General features: G+C 68.8%; 14 protein-coding genes and 2 pseudogenes. 9 read left to right on the top strand and 7 right to left on the bottom strand.

The window, feature by feature from the left end:
• Positions 1-57: 57 nt before the first annotated feature.
• The 3 genes from PV396_RS15575 to PV396_RS15565 all read left to right on the top strand — a co-directional run bounded on the left by PV396_RS15575 (position 58) and on the right by PV396_RS15565 (position 3,934).
• Positions 58-2,583, top strand: coding sequence for an ABC transporter permease (locus PV396_RS15575; protein ID WP_319204916.1), 2,526 nt, complete (start codon positions 58-60; stop codon positions 2,581-2,583).
• Positions 2,584-2,939: 356 nt separating this feature from the next.
• Positions 2,940-3,524 (top strand): dihydrofolate reductase family protein, encoded by a 585-nt coding sequence (locus PV396_RS15570; protein WP_319204914.1) that lies wholly within the window; start codon positions 2,940-2,942, stop codon positions 3,522-3,524.
• Positions 3,521-3,934: a VOC family protein gene (locus tag PV396_RS15565; protein WP_319204912.1), complete on the top strand. Its 414-nt coding sequence runs from the start codon at positions 3,521-3,523 to the stop codon at positions 3,932-3,934. Before PV396_RS15570 ends, PV396_RS15565 begins: the two co-directional genes overlap by 4 nt.
• Positions 3,935-3,936: 2 nt before the next feature.
• Here PV396_RS15565 and PV396_RS45130 read toward each other — a convergent pair.
• Positions 3,937-4,018, bottom strand: a pseudogene (locus PV396_RS45130) (IS5/IS1182 family transposase); the annotation flags it as partial.
• 247 nt (positions 4,019-4,265) lie between these two features.
• Here PV396_RS45130 and PV396_RS15560 point away from each other — a divergent pair.
• The 3 genes from PV396_RS15560 (at position 4,266) to PV396_RS15550 (ending at position 9,703) form a co-directional block, all read left to right on the top strand.
• Complete coding sequence (locus tag PV396_RS15560) at positions 4,266-4,547, top strand: hypothetical protein (protein WP_319204910.1); 282 nt, start codon at positions 4,266-4,268, stop codon at positions 4,545-4,547.
• An 11-nt stretch (positions 4,548-4,558) separates the two neighbouring features.
• Positions 4,559-9,097: a DUF6531 domain-containing protein gene (locus PV396_RS15555; RefSeq protein WP_319204908.1), complete on the top strand. Its 4,539-nt coding sequence runs from the start codon at positions 4,559-4,561 to the stop codon at positions 9,095-9,097.
• A 63-nt stretch (positions 9,098-9,160) separates the two neighbouring features.
• Entirely contained in the window at positions 9,161-9,703 is a 543-nt protein-coding gene (locus tag PV396_RS15550) for an SMI1/KNR4 family protein (protein WP_319204906.1), read from the top strand.
• 152 nt (positions 9,704-9,855) lie between these two features.
• On the opposite strand, the gene PV396_RS15545 is transcribed toward PV396_RS15550, so the two are convergent.
• Both PV396_RS15545 and PV396_RS15540 read right to left on the bottom strand, forming a co-directional pair.
• A complete protein-coding gene (locus tag PV396_RS15545; protein ID WP_319204904.1) occupies positions 9,856-10,290 on the bottom strand; it encodes a PaaI family thioesterase in 435 nt (144 codons plus the stop codon).
• A 204-nt stretch (positions 10,291-10,494) separates the two neighbouring features.
• Positions 10,495-11,100, bottom strand: a complete 606-nt coding sequence (locus PV396_RS15540; RefSeq protein WP_319204902.1) for a TetR/AcrR family transcriptional regulator — start codon at positions 11,098-11,100, stop codon at positions 10,495-10,497.
• A 123-nt stretch (positions 11,101-11,223) separates the two neighbouring features.
• Between PV396_RS15540 and PV396_RS15535 the strand changes: the two genes are divergently transcribed.
• Both PV396_RS15535 and PV396_RS45125 read left to right on the top strand, forming a co-directional pair.
• Positions 11,224-12,174, top strand: a complete 951-nt coding sequence (locus tag PV396_RS15535; RefSeq protein ID WP_319204900.1) for an alpha/beta fold hydrolase — start codon at positions 11,224-11,226, stop codon at positions 12,172-12,174.
• A gap of 66 nt (positions 12,175-12,240) precedes the next feature.
• Positions 12,241-12,885: pseudogene (locus tag PV396_RS45125) on the top strand (zinc-binding dehydrogenase); the annotation flags it as partial.
• A gap of 198 nt (positions 12,886-13,083) precedes the next feature.
• Here PV396_RS45125 and PV396_RS15530 read toward each other — a convergent pair.
• Positions 13,084-14,340 carry a DUF418 domain-containing protein gene (locus PV396_RS15530; protein ID WP_319204898.1) on the bottom strand — a complete coding sequence of 419 codons (1,257 nt, stop codon included), beginning with the start codon at positions 14,338-14,340 and terminating at the stop codon, positions 13,084-13,086.
• A gap of 46 nt (positions 14,341-14,386) precedes the next feature.
• Positions 14,387-15,082, bottom strand: coding sequence for a response regulator transcription factor (locus PV396_RS15525; protein ID WP_319204896.1), 696 nt, complete (start codon positions 15,080-15,082; stop codon positions 14,387-14,389).
• 218 nt (positions 15,083-15,300) lie between these two features.
• Between PV396_RS15525 and PV396_RS45120 the strand changes: the two genes are divergently transcribed.
• A complete protein-coding gene (locus tag PV396_RS45120) occupies positions 15,301-15,879 on the top strand; it encodes an Lrp/AsnC family transcriptional regulator (protein ID WP_416071422.1) in 579 nt (192 codons plus the stop codon).
• Here PV396_RS45120 and PV396_RS15515 read toward each other — a convergent pair.
• Together PV396_RS15515 and PV396_RS15510 are read right to left on the bottom strand one after the other, a co-directional pair.
• Positions 15,830-16,348, bottom strand: a complete 519-nt coding sequence (locus PV396_RS15515; protein ID WP_319204892.1) for a HEAT repeat domain-containing protein — start codon at positions 16,346-16,348, stop codon at positions 15,830-15,832. The two genes, PV396_RS45120 and PV396_RS15515, sit on opposite strands and share 50 nt — an antisense overlap.
• Positions 16,345-23,868, bottom strand: a complete 7,524-nt coding sequence (locus tag PV396_RS15510; protein ID WP_416071421.1) for a ricin-type beta-trefoil lectin domain protein — start codon at positions 23,866-23,868, stop codon at positions 16,345-16,347. The genes PV396_RS15515 and PV396_RS15510 overlap by 4 nt, the downstream gene beginning before the upstream one ends.
• Positions 23,869-24,250 lie beyond the last annotated feature (382 nt).

Below are 24,250 nucleotides of genomic sequence, written 5' to 3'. Positions count from 1 at the left end.
CCGCCGCCGGCCGGCCCACCCCTCTGCTCCCCCCTCACCCACCAGGACCACACCACCATGTTCCGCACAGCCCTGCGCAACGTCCTCGCGCACAAGGCCAGACTCCTGATGACCGTGCTCGCCGTCATGCTCGGCGTCGCGTTCGTCTCCGGCACCCTGATCTTCACCGACAGCTACAAGAACGCTTCCAACAGCCAGACGGCCAAGAGCTACGCCCAGGTGGACGTCCAGGTCGACGAGAACACCGCCTACAACGGTGAATCCTCCGGCATCAGTCCGAAGACGCTCGACGAGGTCGCCCGGGTCGACGGGGTCGCCGACGCCGCCGGACGGGTCGACGGGAGCGCCTACGTCGCCGACAAGCAGGGCGGGCTCATCGCCGGTGGCCTGTTCAACTCGGCCGCCAACTTCGCGCCGGGCAAGGACGGCAAGGACCCCCTCTACGAGTTCACCGACGGCAGCGGGCCCACCCGGCCCGGGCGGATCGCGCTCGACAAGGGCACCGCAGATACGGGCGGCTACCACGTCGGCGACACCGTGCCCGTCGCCCTCACGGGTCCGGCGAAGACGTACAAGCTCTCCGGCATCTTCACCACCGACAACGAGGACGTGGCCGCAGGCGGCAGCCTGGTGCTGTTCGACACCACGACCGCACAGCGGCTCTTCCTCCAGCCGGGCTTCTTCGAGAACCTCACCGTCAGCGCCGCCCCCGGCGTTTCGAGCCCCGACCTCGCCGCCGCCATCAACAAGGTGCTTCCGCACTCCGCGAAGGCCAAGACCGGCCGGCAACTCGCCGATGAACACGCCAAGTTGGTGTCGGGAGACGCGACGACACTCAATGGGATCCTGTTCGCATTCGCCGGCGTCGCGCTCTTCGTCAGTGTCTTCCTGATCGCCAACACCTTCACCATGCTGGCCGCCCAGCGCACCAGGGAACTCGCTCTGCTGCGCGCGGTCGGCGCCTCCCGCAGGCAGGTCACCCGGTCCGTGCTGATCGAGGCGATGGTGGTCGGCGCCGTCGGCGCGGCCGCCGGGCTCGGGCTCGGTGCGGCCATGGCCGCCGTAGCGAGTGCCACGGTCGACTTCGACGGCGGGACACCGGACGGCCCGTTGATCATCACGTCGACGACCGTCCTGGTCGCGGCCGTCGTCGGTGTCCTCGTCACCATGGTGGCCGCCTGGCTGCCGGCCAGGCGCGCCGCGAAGATCCCGCCGGTCGCGGCGATCGGCAGCGCACATCTGCCGGCCACCACGAGGTCCCTGGTCCTGCGGAACGTGTTCGGCGGCATCCTCACGCTGCTCGGCGCGGCGGTCGTCGCCGCAGGTGCAGGGTCAGGCGCAGGTGTCGGCAGCTCCAGGGGCGGAGCGATCGTCGGGTTCGGGGCCTTCCTCACCGTGACGGGTGTGCTCGTGCTGATCCCCTTGCTGTCCCGGCCGCTGATCGCGGTCGTACAGCCGCTGCTGCGGCGCGGCTTCGGAGTCTCCGGCACGCTCGCGGGCCGCAACGCGGTACGCAGCCCGCGCCGCACCGGCGCCACCGCCTCCGCCCTGGCCATCGGCCTCACCCTGGTCAGCGCCCTGACCGTGCTCGGAGTCACCATCGGCCAGTCCATGAACGCGATGACCACGGACATCGTCAAGGCCGACTACATGGTCACGGCCGGTGGAGCACGCCTGGACGCCTCGGCGGTCACCGCCCTGCGCAAGGTACCCGGCGTCAGCGCCGTGTCGCAGGAGCAGCAGGGGTGGATGCAACTCGGCGGCAGCCAGCAGGACGTCACCGCCGTCATCCCGGCGGACCTCGACAAGGTCCTTCACCTCCCGGTGGTCTCCGGCTCGCAGGACACGCTCGCGAAGGGGCAGGTCGCCGTCGACGAGAACCTCGCGCGCTCGCACGGCTGGAAGGTCGGGGACACCCTGTCTGCGGTGTACGAGGACTCCGCCAAGGGCCGCAGGCTGACCGTCGGGGCCGTCTTCAAGTACAACGAAGTCGTCCTGCCGGTCGTCGTCTCCGCAGACGTGATCGACGCGAACGCCCCCGCGACGTCCTTCTCGAAGATCTACGTCACAACGGACGGCACCACGAACGAGAAGGCACTCGCCGACGCCCTCCGCGGCCGTCCCGGGATCAGGATCGACGACCGGCAGGACATCCGCAGCGAGCTCGGCGGCGTCTACGACACCCTCCTGAACGTCCTGTACGGGCTGCTCGCGATCTCCCTGATCATCGCGGTCCTGGGAGTGGTGAACACCCTCGCGATGTCGGTCTTCGAACGGCAGCGGGAGGTCGGCATGCTGCGAGCGGTCGGGCTCGACCGGCCGGGGGTGACACGGATGATCCAGCTGGAGGCCGTGGTCATCTCCCTCTTCGGCGCGGTGATCGGCATCGGGCTCGGTTCCTTCCTGGGCTGGGCCATCTGCGAGATCACCAAAGCGGACATCCCCGGCTACGCACTGGTGCTGCCCTGGGGCCGGTTCGCCCTCTTCCTGCTGCTGGCAGCGCTGGTCGGCCTCCTGGCCGCCCTGTGGCCCGCCCGCAGCGCGGCCAGGCTGAACCTGCTCACCGCCATCAAGACCGAGTAGCCGGAGCGGGCCGCTGCCTGCGGACCACGGACCACTGAGGCGCGCGGTCAGCTTGCGCCGGCCGGCTCGACGCCGTCTTCGGCGGCGGCGCCCGCTGCCGGCGCCGGCTGTGGCGTCGTTCCTCGGTCCCGGCCTGTTGGCTTCGACCGCCCCAGGGCGCCGGCAGCGCGGCCGCCGCCCTGGTCATGGTCGGCAAACTCGTCGAGTCCGCACTCAGCCCGGCAACAGGGCCGGCGCGTCGGACCGATGAGTTTGCCGGTTGCCTGAAGTCTTCCCTGTGACAAGTCCGCCCCGTCGGCGGATCAGGGAACGCCGGATCCGGTGCCATGGAGGTGCCAGGAGAGACGGAGTCCAGGATGAACAATCCGATTCGGCTGTACATGTCGATGTCGCTCGACGGCTATGTCGCCGGCCCGGACGATCGGCCGGGGCAGGAGCTCGGACGTGACGGTGGACGGCTCTTCAACTGGCTCGACGACCGGGAGTCCGACGGTCCGAGCGGCCAGGTCTACCGCGAGGCGACGGCGACCGGCGCGGTGATCTCCGGCCGTCGGACCTTCGAACTCGCCGGCCGCTGGCAGGGCGACCACCACGACGGCGTGCCGATCTTCGTCCTCACCCACGAGGTGGACGACGGGGACGTGCCACCCGGCCACGCGCGTTTCGTCACCGATGTCGAGGACTGCGCCCGCCAGGCTCGCGCAGCCGCAGGGGACCGGCCGGTCATGGTCCATGGGGCGGGGGCGGCCCAAGCACTTCTGCGAGCCGGTCAGTTGGACGAGATGGAGATCCACCTGGTTCCGGTCCTCCTCGGGGACGGCAGACGGCTGTTCGACCACCTGGGCGGCGATCACATCGAACTCGACCTGGTCCGACGGCTCGAGGACCGGGACGTCACACACCTGCGCTACCGGGTACGTCGACCCGAGGAGGCGGCGTGAAGACGCTCTTCGTCTCCTACCGCGTCACCGACCTGGACCGCTCGCTCGGTTTCTACACCACTCTGGGCTACGCCGAACTGGGCAGGGTCCAGGTCGGCGACGCGGCTCAGCTCGTGATCCTCAAGTTCCCCGACGAACCGGCGGCCTCGCTCGAACTGGTCCACCGCCCCGGCGCCGGACCGGTCGACGTGGGCAGCGGTTTCGACCATCTCGCGATCCAGGTGGAAACGCTCGCCACCACCCTGGAGACGCTGGCCGAAGCCGGCCTGAGGCCCGAACCCCTCCAGTACCCCGGCGGCCCCCACGGCCCGAAGACGTCGTGGCTCACGGACCCGGACGGCTACCGGATCGAGCTGGTGGAGTGGCCGTCCGGACATCCCGACGGCATCACGGCAGCAGACTTCGCCTGAGGCGCCGGCAGGTCGTGCGTTTGACCGGGCAGGGCTGGTGAGAGCCACAGCGTCCGGCCGGCCGTTCGGGTCCGTGACGACCTCCAGGTGTGGTCGCTGTCGGCGCAGGTATGCCGGAGCGATCACCGCACCCGCGGACGGCCGGAGTTCGCAGCCCCGCAGCGGCGATCTTTGCTTCCGCTTGGCGCCACGTATACCAGCCGCATAAAACGCGCTCCCTAGTGTCGATCATGTCGATTGGCATGTGCATAAAGAGGTGCACGCGGTAGTGCCACGAGGTGGGTCTACGGGGGCTGGTCATATGTCGGATCTGGCGAAGGAAGCCACATCGATGCACAAGGCCGCGTCGGGACTCCGGACAGTGGGACAGCACACGGCCAAGCCCTTGCAGGAGTTCACGGCGGCCTCGTACGCCCTGGACGCGTTGGGGGCGCTCGGGTCGCTGTTGGGCGCCAAGGCCGAGATAGAGAAGGGCATGACCACCCTGTCCGAGCTGACCAGGCAGCTGGAGGAGGAGTGGGAGGCGGAGGCGAAGCTGATCGGTGACGTGTCCGACGCCTTCGATCTGCTGGATCTGCTGCTGGCGGCTCAGGCCCGGGCGCAGAAGGGCTGAGCGGCCGGCTCATGGTGGACCTCAACCCGCTGCACTACATCAACAAGTTCAACCACATGTTCGGCGACTCGGTCGCCAGTGAACTGGAGTTCCTGGGGATCTCGGATCCGGCGGTGGATCCGGACGGGGTACGGGAGATCGCGAAGAAGTGGCGGCGACTGGCCACCGGCCTGGAGGACGCGTCGGCTTCCGCTGACCGGGCGTTGGCGGACGTCGTGTGGGAGGGAAAGGCGGCCAAGGCCTTCCACAAGCGGTCCAAGGCGGCCGGTAGGAGCGCGACGGAGATGGCGCACTCGCTCCGGGAGGGTGCGAAGGCGCTGGACGACTTCGCGGACAAAGCCCATGAGTTGCTGTCCGAGATCGGTGTGATCCTCGCGGAGATCGTCGAGTTCGAGATCGCCGGCCTGGCGCTGTCCGTCCTGACCGCGGGCGCGTCGGAGGTGGCCTCGACGCTGGTGGCGGGCGAGCGGGCGCTGAAGGTGATCGCGCTGATCGGCCGGATCGAGGAGGAGGGCACAGCCCTCGGCTCTGTCGTACGCGGGGTGATGGAGGTCATCCGGAACGTCGAGCGGACGCTGAAGGCGTTGCAGGAGATCCGGGGCGTGGCGGCGGCCGGGAAGATGGCGATGGACGGGGCGAAGTTCTCCGCGTTCGAGACGCTGCTCAAGGACCCGGCGGCGTTCAAGGACCCGGCGAAACTGGCGGGAATCCTCACCGAGGGCGCGCTGGTCGGCATCGGATTCGGTGTCCTCGGCAAGACCCTCGGGAAGGGCCTCAAGGCGCTCAGGCCCAGCGAACTCGCCAAGCTGGCCAAGGCGTTGAAGCTCGGCGGAAACGATCTGTCAGGGCTCAGGCTGCGGCCCGGTGAAGCCGAGGAACTCGAAGCGGCCATCCAGGCGGCGGAGAAGGAGTGCAAGCTCGACCCGATCGACGTGGCCACCGGCGACATGCTGCTGCCCCAGACCGACGTCGAACTGCCCGGCGTCCTGCCGCTGGTGCTGCGGCGCGCCCACGTCTCCTCCTACCGGTGGGGCGGCTGGTTCGGCCCGTCCTGGGCGTCCACGCTCGACCAGCGTCTGCAGGCGGACGACGACTCCATCACCTATGCGGCACCGGACGGCTCCCGGCTCGTCTATCCGCTCCTGGACGCCGACACCGATGGGCCCGTCTACCCGGGGGCCGGTCCCAGGATGCCGCTGTCCTGGGACACCGAGGTCGACGGCGCCCTGCGCCTGCTCGACCCCGGCACCGGTGTCTCCTACGTCTTCCACACGCCCGGGCCCGCCGACGACGGCAACGCGATAGAACTGCCGCTCCAGTTCATCGTGGACCGCAACGGACAGCGCATCACGATCCAGTACGACCGCACAGGCACGCCCGTGGGCATCACGCACTCCGGCGGCTACCGCATCGCGATAGACCGGCACCGCGAACTGCCCCGCGTCACAGCCCTGCGCCTCCTGAACCCCGACAGCACCAACACCCCCAACAGCCCCGACAACGCGGAGAACGCGGAGAACGCGGAGAACGCGGGCAGCCACGGCACCACCCTGCTGACGTACGGATACAACGAGGCCGGCCGGCTCACCGAGGTCACCAACTCCTCCGGTCTGCCCCTGCGGTTCACCTACGACGCCGAGGGGAGGATCACCTCCTGGACCGACCGCAACGACACGTCGTACACCTACACGTACGACGAGCGCGGCCGCGTCGTCCGCGCCGAGGGCAGCGGCGGCTATCTGTCCGGCACGCTCGCCTATGACGACACCACCCGCACCACGACCACCACTGACGCGCTGGGCAACGTCACCCGCTACGAGCACGACGAGGCGTTCCGCCTCATCCGCACCACGGACCCGCTCGGGCACGTCACCCGTCAGGAGTGGGACGCGAACCACCGGCTGGTGGCCGTCACCGACCCCCTGGGACAGACAACCCGCCCGGTCCACGACGACCTCGGACGCCTGAGCGGCGTCATCCGCCCCGACGGCAGCCGGATCCACACGGAGTACGACGATCTCCATCTGCCCACGGCCGTGACGGAACCCGATGGCACCGTCTGGCGCTATGAACACGACGAACGCGGCAACCGCACCGCCGTGATCGACCCCACCGGCGAGGCAACCCGCTACACCTTCGGGCGCAACGGCGCGATCAGGGGTGTCACGAACCCGCTCGGTGAGCGCGTCGAGATCACCTCCAACGCGGCCGGGCTCCCGCTGGCGGTCTCCGACTCCTCCCGGGTGCTCAAGCGGTACACGTACGACGCCTTCGGCCGACCGGTGCGGGTCGCAGGTCCCGGCGGAGGGACCACCCGCCTGACATGGTCCGTGGAGGGCCGGCTCAACTCCCGTACGGGCCCGGACGGTTCGGTGGAGAGGTGGGTGTACGACGGCGAGGGGAACTGCACGAGCCACACGGATCCGCTCGGCGCGACGGTTCGCTGGGAGTACGACGTCTTCGACCTGCTGACGGCCCGGGTGGATCCCGACGGGACGCGTCACACGTTCTCCTACGACAGCGCACGACGCCTGACGGCGGTGACCGACCCCCAGGGGCTCACCTGGGTCTACCGCTACGACCCTGTCGGACGGCTCGTCGAGGAGACCGACTTCAACGGTCACACCATGACCTACGAGTACAACGCGGGAGGGCTTCTGGTGCGGCGGACCAACTCCGCCGGTCAGACCGTCACCTACGGCTACGACTCCACGGGGCAGCTCGTCGAGAAGGCCGCCGACGGCCGCACCACCCGCTTCGAGAACGACCCCGCCGGCCGCCTGCTGCGTGCCACCGGCCCCGACTCGACACTGGAGTACCGGTACGACGCGGTGGGACGCGTCATGGCGGAGACCGTCGACGGCCGTGTCCTCGCCACCTCCTGCGACGCCGCAGGACGCCGCACCCGGCGCACCACTCCCGCCGGCGTCACAACGACGTACTCCTACCACCCCGGCGGAAACTACGAAGCCCTCACCCTGTCGGGCCGCACGTTCTCCTTCACGCACGACGCGGCGGGCCGTGAGATCCAGCGCACTCTGGACGACCGGTTCACTCTCGCCTTCGCCTGGAACGATCAGGGCCGCTTCACCGGCCAGACCCTCACCCTCCCCGGCAGCGACCAGGCGCGCATCCAACGGACGTACACCTACCGAGCCGACGGACACCTCACCTCCGTCACCGACGAGCACACCGGCAGCCGCACCTTCACCCTTGACCGGGCCGGCCGCGTCACGGCCGTTCGCGCCGCGGACTGGGAGGAGTCCTACACCTACGACGACGCGGGCAACCAGACCCACGCCTCGTGGCCGGATCACCATCCGGGCGGCGAGGCCCGCGGCCCGCGAAGCTACACCGGCACCCGGCTGACCAGCACCGGCGGCACCCGCTACGAGTACGACGCGGCGGGCCGCACGATCCTGCGCCAGAAGACGCGCCTGTCACGCAAACCCGACACCTGGCGCTACACCTGGGACGCCGAGGACCGCCTCACTTCGGTCACCACACCGGACGCCACCGTCTGGACCTACGTCTACGACCCGCTCGGCCGCCGCATCGCCAAGCAGCGTCTCACCGCGGACGGAGCGGCCGAGGAGACCCGTTTCACCTGGGACGGCAGCACCCTCACGGAACAGACCACCCGCGTCACCGGGGCGGCGGAACTCGTCACGCTGACCTGGGATCACGACGGGCTCGCGCCACTCGCGCAGACGGAGACCAGGTCGTCGGCCTCGGCCCCGCAGGAGATCATCGACCAGCGGTTCTTCGCCATCGTCACGGACCAGATCGGCACGCCCACCGAACTCGTCGACGAGAACGGCGACATCGCCTGGCGTACTCGCTCCACTCTCTGGGGCACGACGACATGGAACCACGATGCCACGGCCTACACCCCGCTGCGCTTCCCGGGCCAGTACCACGACCCCGAAACCGGTCTGCACCACAACTACTTCCGCCACTACGACCCGGAAACCGCCCGCTACCTCACCCTGGACCCACTCGGCCTCGACCCGGCGCCGAACCCCGTCGCGTACGTCGACAATCCGCACACCCTGTGCGACCCGCTCGGGCTCACGCCCTGCGACGAGGCCGACGTCACCTGGGGCGGTCGTGTCCGCTACGGTGCGCCCGGCCCGGGCGGACGCGCCACCGGCATGGAGGCCACCATCGAGGCGGACATGACCGGCGGGAAAACCAACCCCCAGGTCAACGTGCCGGGCTACCAGAAGTACATGAAGCTCAACAAGACACACCTGCTCGGCGCCCAGATAGGCGGCTCGAACAAGGACGTACGCAATTTCGTCACCATGCACCGGTTCGCCAACTCACCGGTCATGAGGAAGGTCGAGGACCAGATCAGAGCGGCGGTCGACCGTGGCGAGACCATCGAGTACTCCGTCACCCCCGTCTACCGGTCCGAGGATCCGAGCGACGTCGTACCGCTGGGGCTCACCGTGAACGTCCGGGGCGACAACGGCTTCGCCTTCACCCCCTACGAAGGCGGCAGCGCGACGAACTCCGTCACTATCCTGAACGTCCCCAAGCACTAGAACCGCTCTGGAAACCACCCTCGAAACCGCCCCCGTAACCGTTGCAGAAGGGATCCGGCCGCCATGCACCCCGCGGTGGAACGCCTGACCGAGATCATTCCGCCTGGCGCTCCGCGCCGCCCGCGCGACTGGGCGACCGCCGAGCAACAGCTCGGCACGCCGCTGCCGGAGGACTACAAGGAACTCGTCGAGACCTACGGGGGCGGCGTCTTCGACGAGACCATCTGGCTGCTGGACCCGGAATGCCCCGACGAGGACTACAACCTCCTCGAACAGGCCACGGCACGCGCCGAGATCCTCGCCGATCTGTGGCAGACCGAAGCCAGGCCGACCGAGCTTCAGCACGATGCCGAAGCCCAGGTCCTCCCCTGGGCCTATATCGAGGAGAGCGGCGCGTACCTGTACTGGCTGCGGCGGCCGGCGCAGAAGCCGGGCGAGTGGACGGTCATGCTCAACGAAGGCCGCGGCCCCGAATGGGAACACCACGCCGGCCAGTGCGCCGCCTTCCTCCTGTCCGTCCTGACAGGCGAGGCGGACACCGAGTACTTCCCCGAACTTCCCGCCGAGAGCCACCAGTTCGACTCCAACGACAACATCCTCACTTGACACGCTCCTCAATCCGAAGAGCCGGACGGGGTCGACTCGAACGCGAGGCAGATGTCCTCAGGACGAGGCATCCGAGTTGCCCGCCAGGCCTCGAGAACCTCCTCGTTTCAGCACGGGGCCGCGGTCAGGGTGTCCTCGATGCCGCGCCGGAGTCAGCCTGCGGCGCGGCCCTTGGCAGCGAGCACGATGTGGGTCTGGGTCGTCTGTCCCACGAGCCGGTCCTCGTCGTCGCGCAAGTCGGTCTGGACCACCACGAGGGTCCCGCCGACGTGTAACGGGCGAGCGGTGGCGTGGACATGTCCGGTGGTGAGAGGCCGCAGGAAGTTGGTCTTGGACTCCACCGTGGAGGTCCCGGCTGCTGCGGGGAGGTTGAGGTAGGCGCACACGGCGCCGACAGAGTCGGACAGAGCCATCAGTGCCCCGCCGTGCAGGACGCCGCCCACCGTGCAGAGTTCCGGCGACCAGGGCAGACTGCCGACGGCGCGATCGGCGGTGGCCTCGTGGAGTTCGACGCCGAGCCGGGTCGCGAAGGGCATGGCGGCCAGGAGCTCGGCGGGGCGCGGGCCTGCTGACTCGATGGAGGTCATGGTGTGTTGCCTTTCCTGTGCGGATGGGTGGACGTGTCCTCGGCGAGGATCGGTCGGCGTGTCGTCGGCAGTGCGCCGGCGCGGCTGTCGGGTCGGCTGAGACAACGGATGAGGATGCGCCGTTCGCTGCCGGCGGCGCGGGGGTGCCGTCGGTCGCCGGAGGCTTTGCTGTGGGGCTCCGTCGTCATGGGGCGGCCGGGGGCGTCAGGTGGTCGCGAAGATGCGGTCCAGGTGGTGGCCGAGGACCGCGACGGCCGACGTCGGCCCGCGCTGGCCCACGAGGATGCTGGTCCCCATGGCCGCCGTCATGGCGAGGAGGCTGATCGCCTCCGTGCGCGCGTCGATGTCGCGGCCCGCCAGACCCGTTTCCTGGGCTTTTTGCAGCTGGCTGGTAATGGCGTCCTCGGCGGCGTCGGGGCTGTCGATGAAGGGTTGGGCGGCGAGCGCCTCATCGGTCACGGACAGGATCGCGTACGAGCTGTAGAGGAGGTGAAAGGTACGGCTCTCGTCATCGGTCGGGAGAGAGGCCAGGAGCAGCGCCTCGATGGTCGCGCGCGGGCCGGGGTCCCGACCGGCGGCACCGAGGCGGGCTCCCACCCGCGCGGTGAACCTGTCGGTCAGGTGCTGGAGCCCGTAGAACAGCAGTTTTTCCTTCGTCTGGAAGTAGTACTGCACGAGTCGGAGTGACACTCCGGCTTCGACTGCCACATCACGCATGCCCACCGCGTGCAGTCCGCGCCGTCCGGCGACCCGGATGAGCGCCTCGGCGATCTGGGCACGCCGTTCTTCGTGGTCCACGCGTTTCGGCATGGGGGTGTCTCCGCCCGTCAGTGGTGATGCTCGTCCGGCTCCCCGAACCCGTTTATGGTACCGCCGTATCAACATCATGATACGGTCGTATCACGAAAATCGGATCTCCCCGGAGGCGCCACCGTGCCCGAGAACACGACCCGAAGCCGCCCGCGACGCGACATCGGCCGCTACGTCAACGACACCTTGCGCGACCGCTACTTCGCCACCTGCGACGCCCTCTTCGCCATGGGCGCGCCCGCCCGCTCCGAGACTGACGTCGAGACGAGCTTCGGCACCACACACGTCTACCGGTACGGCCCCACGGACCCCGCCGGCGAATCCCGTACGCCGATCGTCCTGATCCACGGCGCCGGAGGCTGCTCCGCCCAGTGGTACCCCAACACCGGCGGGCTCAGCGCCGAACGCCCCGTCTACGCGCTCGACACCCCGGGCGACCCCGGCCGCAGCGTCCAGCGCGAGCCGATGTGGCAGCCCGAGCGCGCGGCTCAGTGGCTCGACGAGGCGCTCGACGCCCTCGACCTCGACCAAGTGCACCTCGTCGGCTCCTCCTACGGGGGCTGGCTGGCCCTCAACCAGGCGCACCGCAGGCCCGGCAGGCTCGCCTCGGTCACCCTGCTCGACCCCGGCGGCCTGGAGAAGGTGGGCCTGCGCTTCTTCGTCTGGATCTTCGCCAGCCTCTTCGCGACCTTCGCCCCCAAGGCGCTGCGCCCGCGTCTCGCCTCCTGGCTGGAACAGCCCGTACTGGTCGTTCCCGAGCTGCGCGCCTGGATCCACGCGAGCCGTCGGGCCTTCCGGATCCGCCGCCCCGCGCCGCTGCCGCTGTCCGAGGAGGAACTGTCCACCATCCGCACCCCGCTCTACCTCGTACTCGGCAAGCACAGCCTCCTCGTGCACCCTCGGCGCCAGGTGGAACGCGTGCCGCGCCTGATACCGGGCACCCGGGCCGAGATCGTCTCCGACACCGGCCACACACCCCAGTTCGACCACGCCGAGGAGATCAACCGTCGGATGCTGGCCTTCATGGCCTCGATCGACGGACGGATGACGGGTGCTTCTTCCTCCCATGAGTGACTGGGGTCTCAACGCAGAGGGAAGTCCCCAGCGTTGAGCGGCTTGCGGGGGACCTCGTGCTTCCGCGTGCGACGTCTCCGGACGGACGGGCGCGGCCGGCGAATACATCCTGGCCGAACCCCAGGCCATCAGCACCGCCCCCAGCGGCACAGACCTGGTGCCGGAAGCCGCCCTGCCCGCGGTCGGCATCGCCGCACTGCGCGCCCTGCGGGACACCCTGCGCCTGCGCTCCGGCCAACGGCTGCTCATGGTCGGCGCGAGCGGCGGCGTCGGCAGTACGGCGGTCCAGCCGGCCCACGCCTGGGGCGCCCACGTCACCACCGTACCGGCGCCGCCAACGCCCCGTTCTGCCGCGAACTCGGCGCCGACGTGGCCCTGGACTACGCCACCACCCCAACGAACGCCCTCAAAGGGCAGTTCGACGCCATCCTCGACTGCCACGGCTCGTCTGTCCGCGACTACCGACGCGCCCTCCGCCCCGGTGGTCGCATCGCTTCGCCCGCCGCCGACGCCATACCCTTCGCCCTGCTGTCCATCGTCCTGCCAGGTCCACGCGTACGGCTGATCATGGCCAGCCCCCGACGCGCGGACCTGAAAACCCTCGCCGATCACGTCGACAAGCAAGGCCTGCGTCCGGTCATCGAGCGCGTGTATCCCCTGGACGAGATCCAGGACGCCCCCCGAGCCACCGAAACCGGCCATGCCCGCGGCAAGCGCGTCATCCGCCTCGTTCAGCGCCTGTGCTTCCGCCTACTCCCAGGCCCGCAAGAGCCCCCTGACGACCCTCTCATCAGCTGCGAGACGTGGCTCCTGTACCAGGATCGCCAGAGGGGCAGCACCGGCAGAAGCTGGATCCATGAGCGGCCCGGGCCGGGGTGGAGTACCGAGGTTCACACCCCGGCCCGGGTTTCAACGGATGCGCTTCGCGGGCTTGGTGGCGGCGTTGAGCAGGTACTCCAGGGGGCCGCGGCGGAAGAAGCGGGACCAGATCGCGGCGAACAGGATGGCTGCGAGGACGTACATGATCAGGGGCAGCCAGGACTGCTGGGTGCCGGTTCCGGCGGGCGCGGACAGTGCGGTCTGTGCGAGGAAGTGGCCGACGTAGGCGGTCAGGGACATGGTGCCCACGGCGATGACCGGCTTGGCCAGGCGGCGCAGTCGCGGCAGGCGGTCCATCGCCACCGTCGCGCCCACGATCACGAGGATGGCGATTCCGACGCTCCCGATGATGTCGAACGTCGTGCCGCTGTGCGGGCCGGCCGTCAGGAGCATCGACGACGGCATGTCGGGGAACGACCCCCCGTCGGGCATCGATCCGCTGCCGAGGGACATCGACCCGGAGCCGGACGACGACCCGTCCTCCGCGAGGCTCCGCAACGCGCCCTTGCCGGCGAGCAGCAGGGACATGCCGTAGGCGGCCGCGGTGAGGCTGGCGCCGAGCGCGGCCAGGCGCTTCTGGACGGTGGCGCAGGAGAGGTCGAGGCGGCCCAGCGCCATGCCCGCGATGACGAAGGACAACCACGTGAGCGCCGGGTAGAAGCCGGTGAGCAGCAGATCGAGGACGCCGACCTCGCTGAGGTGCCGGAGCGGGTCGTAGGTGTTGATGCTCAGCTGGACCGACGGGGTCAGCAGCGAGTTGAGGACGAACGCCAGCTGCGGTGCGACGAGCGCGAACGCGGCCGCGACGATCGCGAGGGTCCTGGCGCTCAGTCGTACCAGGGGCAGGGCGAGGAGGAAGTAGAGGCCGTAGAAGCCGAGGATGATCACTCCCCCGTACTCCATCGCCATCACGGTGCCCAGCGCCAGCAGGATCACGGCGCGGATCGCGATGCGGGCCCTCGCCTGCCGGCCCGCCTGGCCGGTCTTCGGCTCGCGGCGGCCGGCGAGCAGCATCAGTGAGAACCCGGCGAGGGTGGCGAACAGGACCGACGAGTGGCCGTCCGACATGTATCGGATCCAGCTGGCGACGCCGGTCGTCGCGGACAGCGGGGGGCCGATGTGCACGACGTACATACCGAACACCGCCACTGCGCGGGCCAGGTCCACCCCGACGAGGCGTCCCATCGAGGGACCGGCCGAGGCCGGGGACTCGGGAGAGGTCCGGGGTGGCGGAGGCGAGTTCTCCTGCGGGGCTGACGTCTCCTGCGGCGGCTGTGTCTGTGTCATACGGAGAACCTCGCGTGGGCGTGCTGCCACACGGCACGGGCAGGGCTCATCGGCCGGCCTCCGACCGCGTGCGCTCGTCGAGCAGCCCGGCCCGCTGTGCGAGCAACGCGGCCTGCACCCGGCTCGTCACCCGCAGCTTCGTGAGGATCGCGCTGACGTGGTCCTTCACCGTGCCGGCCCCCAGGTGGATGCGCGCCCCTATGTCGGCGTTCGACAGCCCCTCCGCCACCAGGACGAGGACGTCGCGCTCCCGCGCGGTGAGCAGCCGGACCCGCGCGGCCTCCTCGTCGACGGCCGCCTCGGTGCCGGGGTGGCTGTGCAGCAGCGTCCGCGACGCCTTGGGCGACAGCACCACACCGCCCGCGACCAGGGTCCGCACCAGGTGGGCCAGCTGTTCCGGCTCCGTGTCCTTGAGCAGGAAACCGGCCGCACCGGAGTGCAGCGCGGTCAGGATGTACTCGTCGGCGTCGAACGTCGTCAGCATCGCCACCACCGGCGGATCCGGCATCGTCCGCAACTCGCTCAGGACGGTGAGCCCGTCGACGTCCGGCATCCGGATGTCCAGCAGCACCACGTCCGGCCGCTCCCGCCGGACGGTCTCCACCGCGTCGCCGCCGCTCGCGGTCGCGACGACCTCGATGTCCTCGGACGCGCCCAGAATGAGTTCGAAGCCCGAGCGGACGAGTGCCTCGTCGTCGACCACCACTACCCGGATCACGCGCTCCGCCTCTCCCTCGTTCATGCCTACGGCCCATGCCGACTCGACCCTAAAGTCACGTAGAGCCCTTGCGACCCGGCGAACGGCAGCTCCAGCCACACGGCGGGGTATCACCCACCACTCGGCAGGGACACGGCAGCCTTCTGCCGGATAGTTCACGCTCGGCCCGCAGAGTCGGGCAGCACTGTGCGTATCTCTTGCAGATGGTCCAGTAATGCAAATTTGACGGGTTTCGGCTTCTCATCGCAGACGGGCGCGCGGGGTACGCGGAACTCGGCGCTCGGGTCGAACTGTCGGGCGACGCGGTGCGTGAACGGCTGAAGCGTCTGATCGCCGACGATGTCATTCAGGTGATCGGCAGCGTCTCCCCGACCACGGTGGGCCTGGACAGCTTCGCGTTGGTGGGAATCACGGTGCCGGGACGACCGGGAACTGCTGCGGGTCCTCGACGAGTCGGTGCGTGGCATTCCGGGGAGTACTCGGTAGAGGGGGCCGCCGCTGTCGCCGCTGCGGGCGGCTTCCTGGCCGTCCATCTGCTCGCCCTCCATCAGGTCCTCGGAGTCGTTCCAGTAGAAGAGCACCTTGATGTTGCAGACCGGGCCGCCGGTGGCCCCGGCGCTGGTGAACCCGGACTGGCAGAGGTACTCACCGGGGTAGGTCCAGTGAGGCGCGGCGGTGATGTCCCGCCTCTCGACAGGCTCCGGATACGGCGGAACGCCCGGCCGAGGAAACTCGGCCGGGCGTTCCGGATGAACGGCTACACCTCCGCGGTCAGAGCTCGCCGCGGCGTGCGAGCTGCTTCAGCGCGTTCTCACGGATGATCTCGTTCTCGTCGTCGCGCAAGCCCTCGAGGGCCTCCCGGGCCTCCGCGCCGGTAATGGCGCCGAGAGCCCAGATCGCCTTCACCGCGAGCGCCCGGTTCTCGTCCCAGTCCAGGTACTCGGGAACCCAGCGAGCCGCCTCGCGCAGCGCCGGCACCGCCCTGGGCGAGCGGAGCTTGCCCAGCATGCGCACGACGTCCTCGTGGCGAGTGTGCCAGTCGGCACGGGACAGCTCGATCAACGGCTCCAGGAACTCCTCGCCCGAGGCGTCGGCGGCGGACTTGACGATCAACGCCATCTCGACGTCGTCGGCGTCCCGGCGCTCCATGGCGTCCCGGAGCAGCCGGAGCGCCAGGGCCCCACCGTCGGACTCGCCGAAGTGGGCGAGCACCTCGTCGAGCGTGCGCGTTCGGCCTTTACCCGGTACGAGCACGAGGCCCATGACCAGATCCTGCTCCTCTGGGGTCATCGCCTGACCACCTCCCATGCGGTGATGTTCTCATTGAAGAGCTTGAGCGCCTTACCCCTGCCCAGGCCTATGTTGATCTGGTCGCCCTCTTGCTTGAACTGGGCGTGATTCCTGTTCCATTTGTTCACGGTCTTGATCGAGGGCATGTTCGGGTACGCCGCCCTGACCATCCCGGATTCGTCCCGCACCCCGATCTTTGCGAGGGCCGCGGTGGTGCCCGGCTTCACCGTGAACTTGATGAGAACACCGTCGTAGTCCTCCGAGAACGCCTGCGTAGGGGACGTGAACGTCTCGCCGGTCCCCGACAGACCGCCACCGTCCTTCAGGGTCTGGTAGTGCTCCTCGCTGATCGTCCGGTAGAAGGTTTCCCCGTCGGGGTCGCCACCACCACCATCGGCCTTACCGGAGCCGCCGCCACCGCTGGAGCCACCGTTGCTGCGGGAGGAGCCGCCGGACTTGCCGCCGCCTCCGCCGCCAGAGCTCTTGCCGTTGCCGGCGCTGGGCTTGCGCTGCGGCATGGAGGAAGGCTTGGGTGCCGCCTTCGCCTGGGCCTGCTTGTGGGTGTTGTTACCCGTCTTGCGCTTCGCCGCGGCTGCCGCGTCGGCCTTTCTCTTGGCTGCTTCGGCGGCCTTCTTCTTGGCCCGTTGCGCGGCCTCCTTCTTGGCCCTCTCAATGGCGGCCTTCTTGGCTCTCAAGGCCGCTGCCTCGGCGGCCTTGGCGGCCTTGAGGACGATCTCGGCGGCCTTCTTCGCCGCCTTGAACGCCTGGATGGCGGAGATCGTACGGTCGATCGCCTTGATGACCGCCGGGATCTTTCCGATCTTGCCCCAGGGAATGGCATCGAGGATCAGGCCGCCGCAGGACCACATGTCGCCGCCGAAGCAGGCCATGGCGTCGCTGATGCCGATGAAGTCCTTCAGCGTCGCCCACGCGATGGAGAGGATCACCGAGGACAGCGACTTGCCCATCATGGACTGTGCCTGGGCGACCTGTGCCGGGGACAGTCCCGCGCCGCTGAGGGCGGCGCCCCGCTCCGAGGCGGTCAGGGTGATCGCGAGTCCGCTCGGGTCGGCGTACGTGAGCGGGTTGTTCTGCGCGTACGCGTACCCGTTGGACTGCAGGGGGTCGTTCAGGTCGATCTCCGGGTCGACGGACAGGAAGCGTCCGACCACCGGGTCGTAGAGACGAGCTCCCAGCGGCTGGAAGCCGGAGGCGTCGTTCCGCGTCTGGCCCAGGAACCCCTTGTTGGTCTGGAGGTTCTGCCCTGTCCTGTCGGCACCACGCTGGTTGCCGAAGGGGTCCTGCTTGCGCACCCGCACCGGCATGCCGGTGTTGAGCACGACCTCCGTGTACACACTGCCCTGGTGATCCGTGGCGAGCGCGGTGAGTGTCTCGGAGCCCGTGCCGTTGGCGTAACGCAGGATCGCGCCGTCGGGCGCCGCGTAGGTGCGCTCGGTGCGGACCAGGACGCCGCCCTGCTGGACGGTGACCTGCGCCTCGCCCAGGTCCAGCGTCGCCTGCTTGCCCTGGATGGTCAGCAGGCGGCCGCCGTCGGGCCCGTAGATGTGACGGGTGTCGTTCTGCGGCAGCCACTGCTGGGCCGTGGACGCGGCGTCGCAGGTGGCGAGCACGATCGGCGTCGAGTTCGCGTTCGCCGCGCCCTGCACCGCGAGGCACAGGCCGGAGGCGAAGTGAGTCAGCTGATTGGCAGCGTTGCGCTTCAGGTGCTGGGCGCTGGTGCCGTTGCACTTCTGCAGCTGGAGCGCGGAGCCCGCCGTGTTGGCGGCCGGCTGGAGGCACCAGTTGCCGTAGACCTTCAGGGTGCCCAGGTTCGGGTCCGCCTGCGGGGCCTCCGTCGAGCCGGGAACCGGCTCGAACTGCCAGCTCTGTGCCACCGTGCCGTTGCAGGTGTACAGCTGGATGGCCTGGCCGGCGGACGCGAGACCGGACTTCAGGTCGAGGCACTTCTGGCCGAGACCCACGTACGGGGTCTTGCCACCGGTGCCCTGACCGGTGATCCGGTCCACCTGACCGTCATAGGTCCAGGTCAGTTCCTGCTTGTCACCGTTACCGACCGAGGTGATCGTCTTGGTCTCACCGGTCAGCTCGTACAGACGCGTGGCCTCGGCCTTGACCTGCTGACCCGCGGGGGTCGTGTAGGTCTTCGACACCTTGGTCAGCGTGTGCGGCTGGCTGCCGTCGGCCTTGCCGTAGGCATAGGTGCTGACGGCGTCCTTGGCGGTGTTGCCGGAGAGATCCTTCTCGGTGAGCTTGGTGCGGTTGCCGAGCAGGTCGTACTCGTACTCCTGCCAGTAGCCGGAGCCGTCGGTGCCGGACACGGCATTGAGCGTGCCGTCGGTGTTCTTCGGCGTGGTGCAGCCCTGCGTCGCCGGTTCCTTGTTGGTCCAGGCGGACTTCAACTGACCCATCGGGTCGTAGCTGAAGCACTGACGCTCGTCGATCCCGACGGACTTCTCCTGGATCGAGGTGACGTTGCCGGCCGGGTCGTAGGTGTAGGCCCGGTTCGAGACCAGGGTGCCGCCGACGAGGCTCCTGTCGGCGGTGGTGTCGTTGGGGCCGCCCTTCTCGCGGTGGACCGACTGCTCCTTGAGCTCACCGCTGCTCTCGTCGTACGTGTTCTGCGTCCACACCCGGTACGGCATCGCGCCCAGGGTGGAACGGAGCACCTGGCCGTAGGGCGAGTAGACGGTTTCGGAGCCGTACCAGTCCTTTCCGGAGATCGAGAGCGGCTTGCCGTCCTTGTTGTAGCGGATGACCATCTTCTCGCTGGCGAACTTGCCCGCTGCGGGAAGGGTGGTCTCGTTCAGCATGCCGTTGTCGGAGTACACGTAGTCGTACGTGTAGTCCTTGGCGAAGCCCCACGTGTCGACGATGGACTGCGGCAGGGACAGGGTGGTCGAGGTCGGCTGGTAGTCCTTCGTGTAGCCGTTGACCTTCTGCGTGTAGGCCAGCGTGTCCGTGTAGCGGGTGGCGGTGGCTGGCATGCCCTTGCCGCCCGGAACGTTGTCGTAGGTGAGTTCGGTCAGGACCTTGCCGGTGGAGCTGTTCTCACGCGTCTGGATCGGCCGCGACAGATCGTCGTAGCCGTTCCAGACCTTGACGCCACGGGCGTTGGTCGTGGTCAGCGGACGGTCGAAGGAGTCGTACTCGATCCGGGTCGTGCCCTTGTCCGGGTCGGTCGTGGTCTCCATGTTGCCGCGGTTGTCGTACGTCCAGGTCCATGGGTGCGTCGGGTCCGCCGAGGCGGACGCTTTCACGGGCTGGCCCTGCGTGTCGTACTCGTAGCGCGTCGACGTGAAGCCGCCCGGCGCCGCGGGGTTGAACGTGTCCGTCCGGACAGTGCGGCCGGTCGCGTCGGTCCAGACGCGGTAGGACGAGTCGCCCTGCGGCTGGATGACCTTCGACCAGTCCGAGCCGTACTCGTAGCGGACGGCCTTCTCCGGGACCTCCTGCGAGATGGCCTCGGTCGTGCCCGGGAGCTTGACCTTGAGGACCGGCATCTCCTCGAGCACGCGGCCGAGACCGTCGTACTTGTACCGGGTGATGTTCGGGACGGTGGTGTCCGCCAGCGGCGTGAACAGCTCGCTGCTCGGGGCGTCCTGGTTCAGGTAGGCGTTGTTGGTCTGGTAGATCTCACCGGCCCTGTTGTACAGCGTGTCGGTGATCAGACGGCCACCGCCGTCCGCCTCCTCCTGCGACTGCCGCTCGCGGCCCAGACCGTCGTAGATCGTGACGGACTTCTCGACCCGGTCCTCGTAGCCACGCGTGTACGTGGTGACGTACGGAGGCTTGCGGATCTTGCCGCCGTTCGGGTCGCTCGGGTCCGGCTCCTCGGCCGGGACGACGTACTCGGCCCTGAAGTCCGGCACGCCCGAACCCGGGGCCCGGCCCGGGGCCCAGGCCTCGGCCAGACGGCCCAGCGGGTCGAACAGCGCCTCGCTCACGTGCCCGTTCGGGTCCGTGGTCTTGACCGTGGTGGCGCGGCCCGGCTCCAGCTCCTGGATCTGGCTGTGGCCGAGCTCATTGGTCGTGGTGACCTTGAAGATCTGGCCCGTGGCCGGTCCGATGGACTCGTAGCTGATCGTGGAGGACTTCGGAGGTACCTTGGCCAGCTGCTCCGCGTTGGTCTGCCGGATCACCCGGCCGATCTCGTCGAAACCGGTGGTGCCGTTGGTCTGGAAGTTGGTGCCGGTGCGGTTCAGCGACCACGACTCGGTGGCCAGGGCGCGGGTGGTGGAGATGAGCGACGTCTGGTTCGCGTCGAACGGCTGGCCGTCGTACGCCGTACGCTGCGCCCCGCTGAGGGTGGACAGGTTGGTCCAGTTGGCGTTCGCGCAGGTCGTCGGGGACACCAGGACCTGCTTGGACAGACCGATCAGGTTCTTGTCCGTGCGGTGCAGGTACTCCAGCTTGGTGCAGGACTCATCGCCGGTCTTGGTGGGATCGGCGTCCCCGAGGGACTCCACCAGCGTCGGCAGACCGTACGTCGACTCGTAGGTCGTGTGGGTCTTGACCGTCCGCAGCGTCCGCGTGTCGTCGCCCGTTCCTGAGGACTTCGTGTACGCGATCTCCTCGGGCTCCGTGACCCGCCACGCCTTCAGCGGCTTGAGCCCGTCGCCGAGGTCGCGGCTGGCGAGCTCGGTGGCCTCCGGGATCGTGATGCTGCGGGTCAGCCAGTTGGTGTCCGCGTCCGTCGCGTTGGTGTAGGACAGCTCCTCGGCGATGCGGCCGGCGAAGGCGTCACGGTCGTACACGGGCTGGCCGTTGTACGTGATCGTGTTGCCGTGGACGTCCTTCACGGGGACGGTGTCGCCCATGCCGCGGTAGAAGCGGGTGACGGCCTTGGTCTTCGGGCCGTCGACGCCGGGAATCTCCTCCGCGGGGCTGGTGCCCTCACCGCTGTCGGCCGTGGCCTTGCGCTCGCCCGTGGTGACCGTGGTCTGCTCGAAGCCGGCGAACTGCGAGTAGGTCCGGGTGGACTTCTTCGTGAACTCGGCCTCGGCCAGCTTCCAGCCGGCGTTCTTGTAGTCGTAGCCGGTCAGCGTCGAGTACGAGCCGTCGACGTTCGGCAGCTCCTCGATCGTGTCGACGACGTACTTGTTGAACCAGTCGATGTCCTCGATCTCGGCGTCCGGGTGCCAGAACACCGGGTAGCAGAGACGGTTGTTGGACTTCAGCGCGGCGGTCTCGGTCTTGCCCGGCAGGTTCGTGCTGTCCTGGCACGCGGTCTCGCGGGGCTTGTAGGTGACGACCGTCTCGCCGCCGTACTCGTTGACGACACGCGCGATGCGCAGACGCGAGAAGCCGGGTCGCGGATCCGTCGCGGCGCTGCCGCGGTAGACGCGGTTGGGCATGTCGTCGGAGTTCGACTCGAACCGCACCGCGTTCAGCTTCACCGAGGCGTCGGTGGAACCGTTGCGGGCGTAGCCGGTGCGCTGGATCGACTCCAGCCAGAGCGCGGTGTTGGCGCCGGTCTTCAGGACCGGGAAGCTCTGCTTGAGCTGGTACTCGTCGACGACCTGGCGCGCGGTGGTGTCGGTACGACGCTGCGTCGAGGTGGTGATCTTGTCCAGTTGCTTGCGGGTCCAGAACGTCGGGCCGGCGTTCCAGCACTTGCGGGTGTACGTCGAGGTGACGGCCTTGCAGTTCAGGTCGGCCGGGGTGTCGTACCAGATGCGGTACTTGCCCGGGTCCTTGTCCGTGAACTCCGCTTCCGAGCAGGTCAGACCGGCCTCGGGGTAGCAGCGCTCGGCGACGGTGAAGCCGACGCGGGCCGGCGCCGGCGCGGAGAAGAGCGATTCCTTGCGCTGGCCGTAGTAGATGTGAGACAGGTAGCCGCCGCGGTGGTACTTGACCGGGCCCTTGAAGTAGAAGTTCTTCGCGTAGTAGTTCTCCTCGCGCTCCCAGAAGAGGGACATGGCGTTGCCGTGGATGTCCTCGACGTAGTCGAGGTTCCACCGCCAGGCCTGGAGGCAGGAGGAGTTCTTCCAGTTGGTGGTCCCCGCGCCCGCGTAGCAGGGCTCGCCCGAGTGGTTGCCGTACACCGGCACCGAGAGGACGGAGTCGGTGTACGGGTCGTCGGTGGCGGTGCCGTTGTCCGACCAGTTCGGGAGCTTGTTCAGACCGAAGTGGTAACGGGTGCCGTCCTTGGTCGTGACGACCCAGTACTCGCCGTCCTCGTCCTTCAGCACGCCCGAACGCGGGTCCTTGGACGTGTCCTTGAGCCGCTCGATCTTCGAGCCGTCACCGTTGGCGGTGAACCACTGGCCGACGGGCTTCCCGTCGGAGCCGAGCGGGCCCTTGTCCTTGTCCCACACCAGCTCGGTGGTCATACCGCCCAGCGACAGGGTGGCGTTCTCCGAGCCCCAGCACAGGTCCGCGGTCTTGTGGTCCGTGTTGTTGGCCCCGGCCCGCTTGGAATCCTGGCGGCAGTTGTTGTACGTCCGGGTGATCGAGCCGGCGTTGTAGTCCCAGCCGTCACCGATCCACGAAGCCTGGTTGTTCGTCGACGACGTGCGACCGTCGACCGACTGCGAGTTGTACGACAGGCTCACCTTCGGCATCAGGCCGCCGGCGGTCTCCGGGACCTGCACCTGGTACGAGTAGGTGAAGGCACCGTTCGAAGAACCCGCCGCCCAGGAACCGGAGGACAGCAGCGGCGAGGCGGTGAAGTCACCGGACGCCGAGGAGCCGGTGTCCATCGCGCCGACGACCTGGCGGCCCGAGGCGCCCACGTTCGACGCGAAGGCGGCTGTGCGCACGGAGGCGCCCGAGGCCGTCGGCTGGGCGTTCTCGTCCGGCAGCAGGTTCGCGACCGGAACCGTGCCGGAGAGGATCTGGCGGGTCGCGGCGTTCTTGGTCTTGCCGGACGTCGCCTTCAGCTTGGTCTTGGCCGCCGGCACCTCCTTGACGGTGCTGCGCAGCCGCTCGACCTCGGCGTCCGGCTCGTCCCCGATCGACATGGTCTGGATGCCCGTGTCCGGCGCGCAGTCGTCGGCCTCCGGGGAGTCGATGACGCAGTTGGGCAGCAGGACGAGGCCGAAGCGCTCGGCGGCAAGCTGACCGTAGCGGTCCTCGAAGGCGGTCGTGTCGACGTCGACGAGCACCTGCGCCGTCGGGTCCGCCGTCACCGGCGGCACGATCTCCATGATCATGCCGGGCACGCCGGCGTCCTCGGACGTGGTCGTCGCCTTGACGGCGACCTGCCAGTCACCGGCGATGGTCGCCGGGTCCTGACCGACGGGCACACCGACACCGACCGGCAGGAGCGCCTGAGTGGTCGTGTTCTTGACCTGGACCGTGGTGCCCGGCGTGGCCGTCGACGGGTTCGCCTGGCCCGCATCCGCCGCCCAGGGGTCCGTGGCGACCGGTGCGTAGGCCGTGATCGGGTTCTCCGGCGCCGTGCTCAGCGTCTTCGGAGCCTGCGCGTTGTCGGCGAGCGTGGTGCTCGGCGGAATGTCGGGGAGGTCGACCTCAGAGGTCGTCTCCTCACGGGACATCCCGGGCCCGGGCACCGCCAGGGCCTCGGAGCCCAGGCTGGTCACCGTCAACGTCGAGGACAGCAATAGGACGATCGCCGCGCGGCTTCGCCGACGGCGCCGTCGTTGTGACTCTGTCATGGCCAGGCGATTTCGCCCCAGCCATGACAGTGGACCTGAAGCACGCATACGCGCCGACTCCCACCCAGACGAACAAGACAACGGAGGTGCGGAAACACCAAAGAGCACGCGTCCGGATCAGGCGCGTGCGTGCGCACTCTCTGTCATGCCCGCCACACTTTCAAGATCGGGTAAAGCGAGCAGAGCGGTCTCGACGTGAGATTCACCACGGTGCAATCGCAAACAGACTGCCACATTGCCAATCTTCGCCGCGGATCAGGCA

The sequence above is a fragment of the Streptomyces sp. ME02-8801-2C genome (assembly GCF_033793965.1).
GTDB lineage: Bacteria > Actinomycetota > Actinomycetes > Streptomycetales > Streptomycetaceae > Streptomyces.
The sequence above is the reverse complement of the archived record's forward strand: the minus strand, read 5'-3'. Positions and strand labels throughout refer to the sequence as shown.

Excerpts from the sequence above, each read along its gene's own strand:
- PV396_RS15525 (WP_319204896.1), bottom strand. The coding sequence starts at position 15,082 with ATGAACGAGGGAGAGGCGGAGCGCGTGATCCGGGTAGTGGTGGTCGAC.
- PV396_RS15510 (WP_416071421.1), bottom strand. The coding sequence starts at position 23,868 with ATGTCCCGTGAGGAGACGACCTCTGAGGTCGACCTCCCCGACATTCCG.
- PV396_RS15540 (WP_319204902.1), bottom strand. The coding sequence starts at position 11,100 with ATGCCGAAACGCGTGGACCACGAAGAACGGCGTGCCCAGATCGCCGAG.
- PV396_RS15515 (WP_319204892.1), bottom strand. The coding sequence starts at position 16,348 with ATGACCCCAGAGGAGCAGGATCTGGTCATGGGCCTCGTGCTCGTACCG.
- PV396_RS15555 (WP_319204908.1), top strand. The coding sequence starts at position 4,559 with ATGGTGGACCTCAACCCGCTGCACTACATCAACAAGTTCAACCACATG.
- PV396_RS15550 (WP_319204906.1), top strand. The coding sequence starts at position 9,161 with ATGCACCCCGCGGTGGAACGCCTGACCGAGATCATTCCGCCTGGCGCT.
- PV396_RS15570 (WP_319204914.1), top strand. The coding sequence starts at position 2,940 with ATGAACAATCCGATTCGGCTGTACATGTCGATGTCGCTCGACGGCTAT.
- PV396_RS15560 (WP_319204910.1), top strand. The coding sequence starts at position 4,266 with ATGCACAAGGCCGCGTCGGGACTCCGGACAGTGGGACAGCACACGGCC.
- PV396_RS15545 (WP_319204904.1), bottom strand. The coding sequence starts at position 10,290 with ATGACCTCCATCGAGTCAGCAGGCCCGCGCCCCGCCGAGCTCCTGGCC.
- PV396_RS15530 (WP_319204898.1), bottom strand. The coding sequence starts at position 14,340 with ATGACACAGACACAGCCGCCGCAGGAGACGTCAGCCCCGCAGGAGAAC.
- PV396_RS15575 (WP_319204916.1), top strand. The coding sequence starts at position 58 with ATGTTCCGCACAGCCCTGCGCAACGTCCTCGCGCACAAGGCCAGACTC.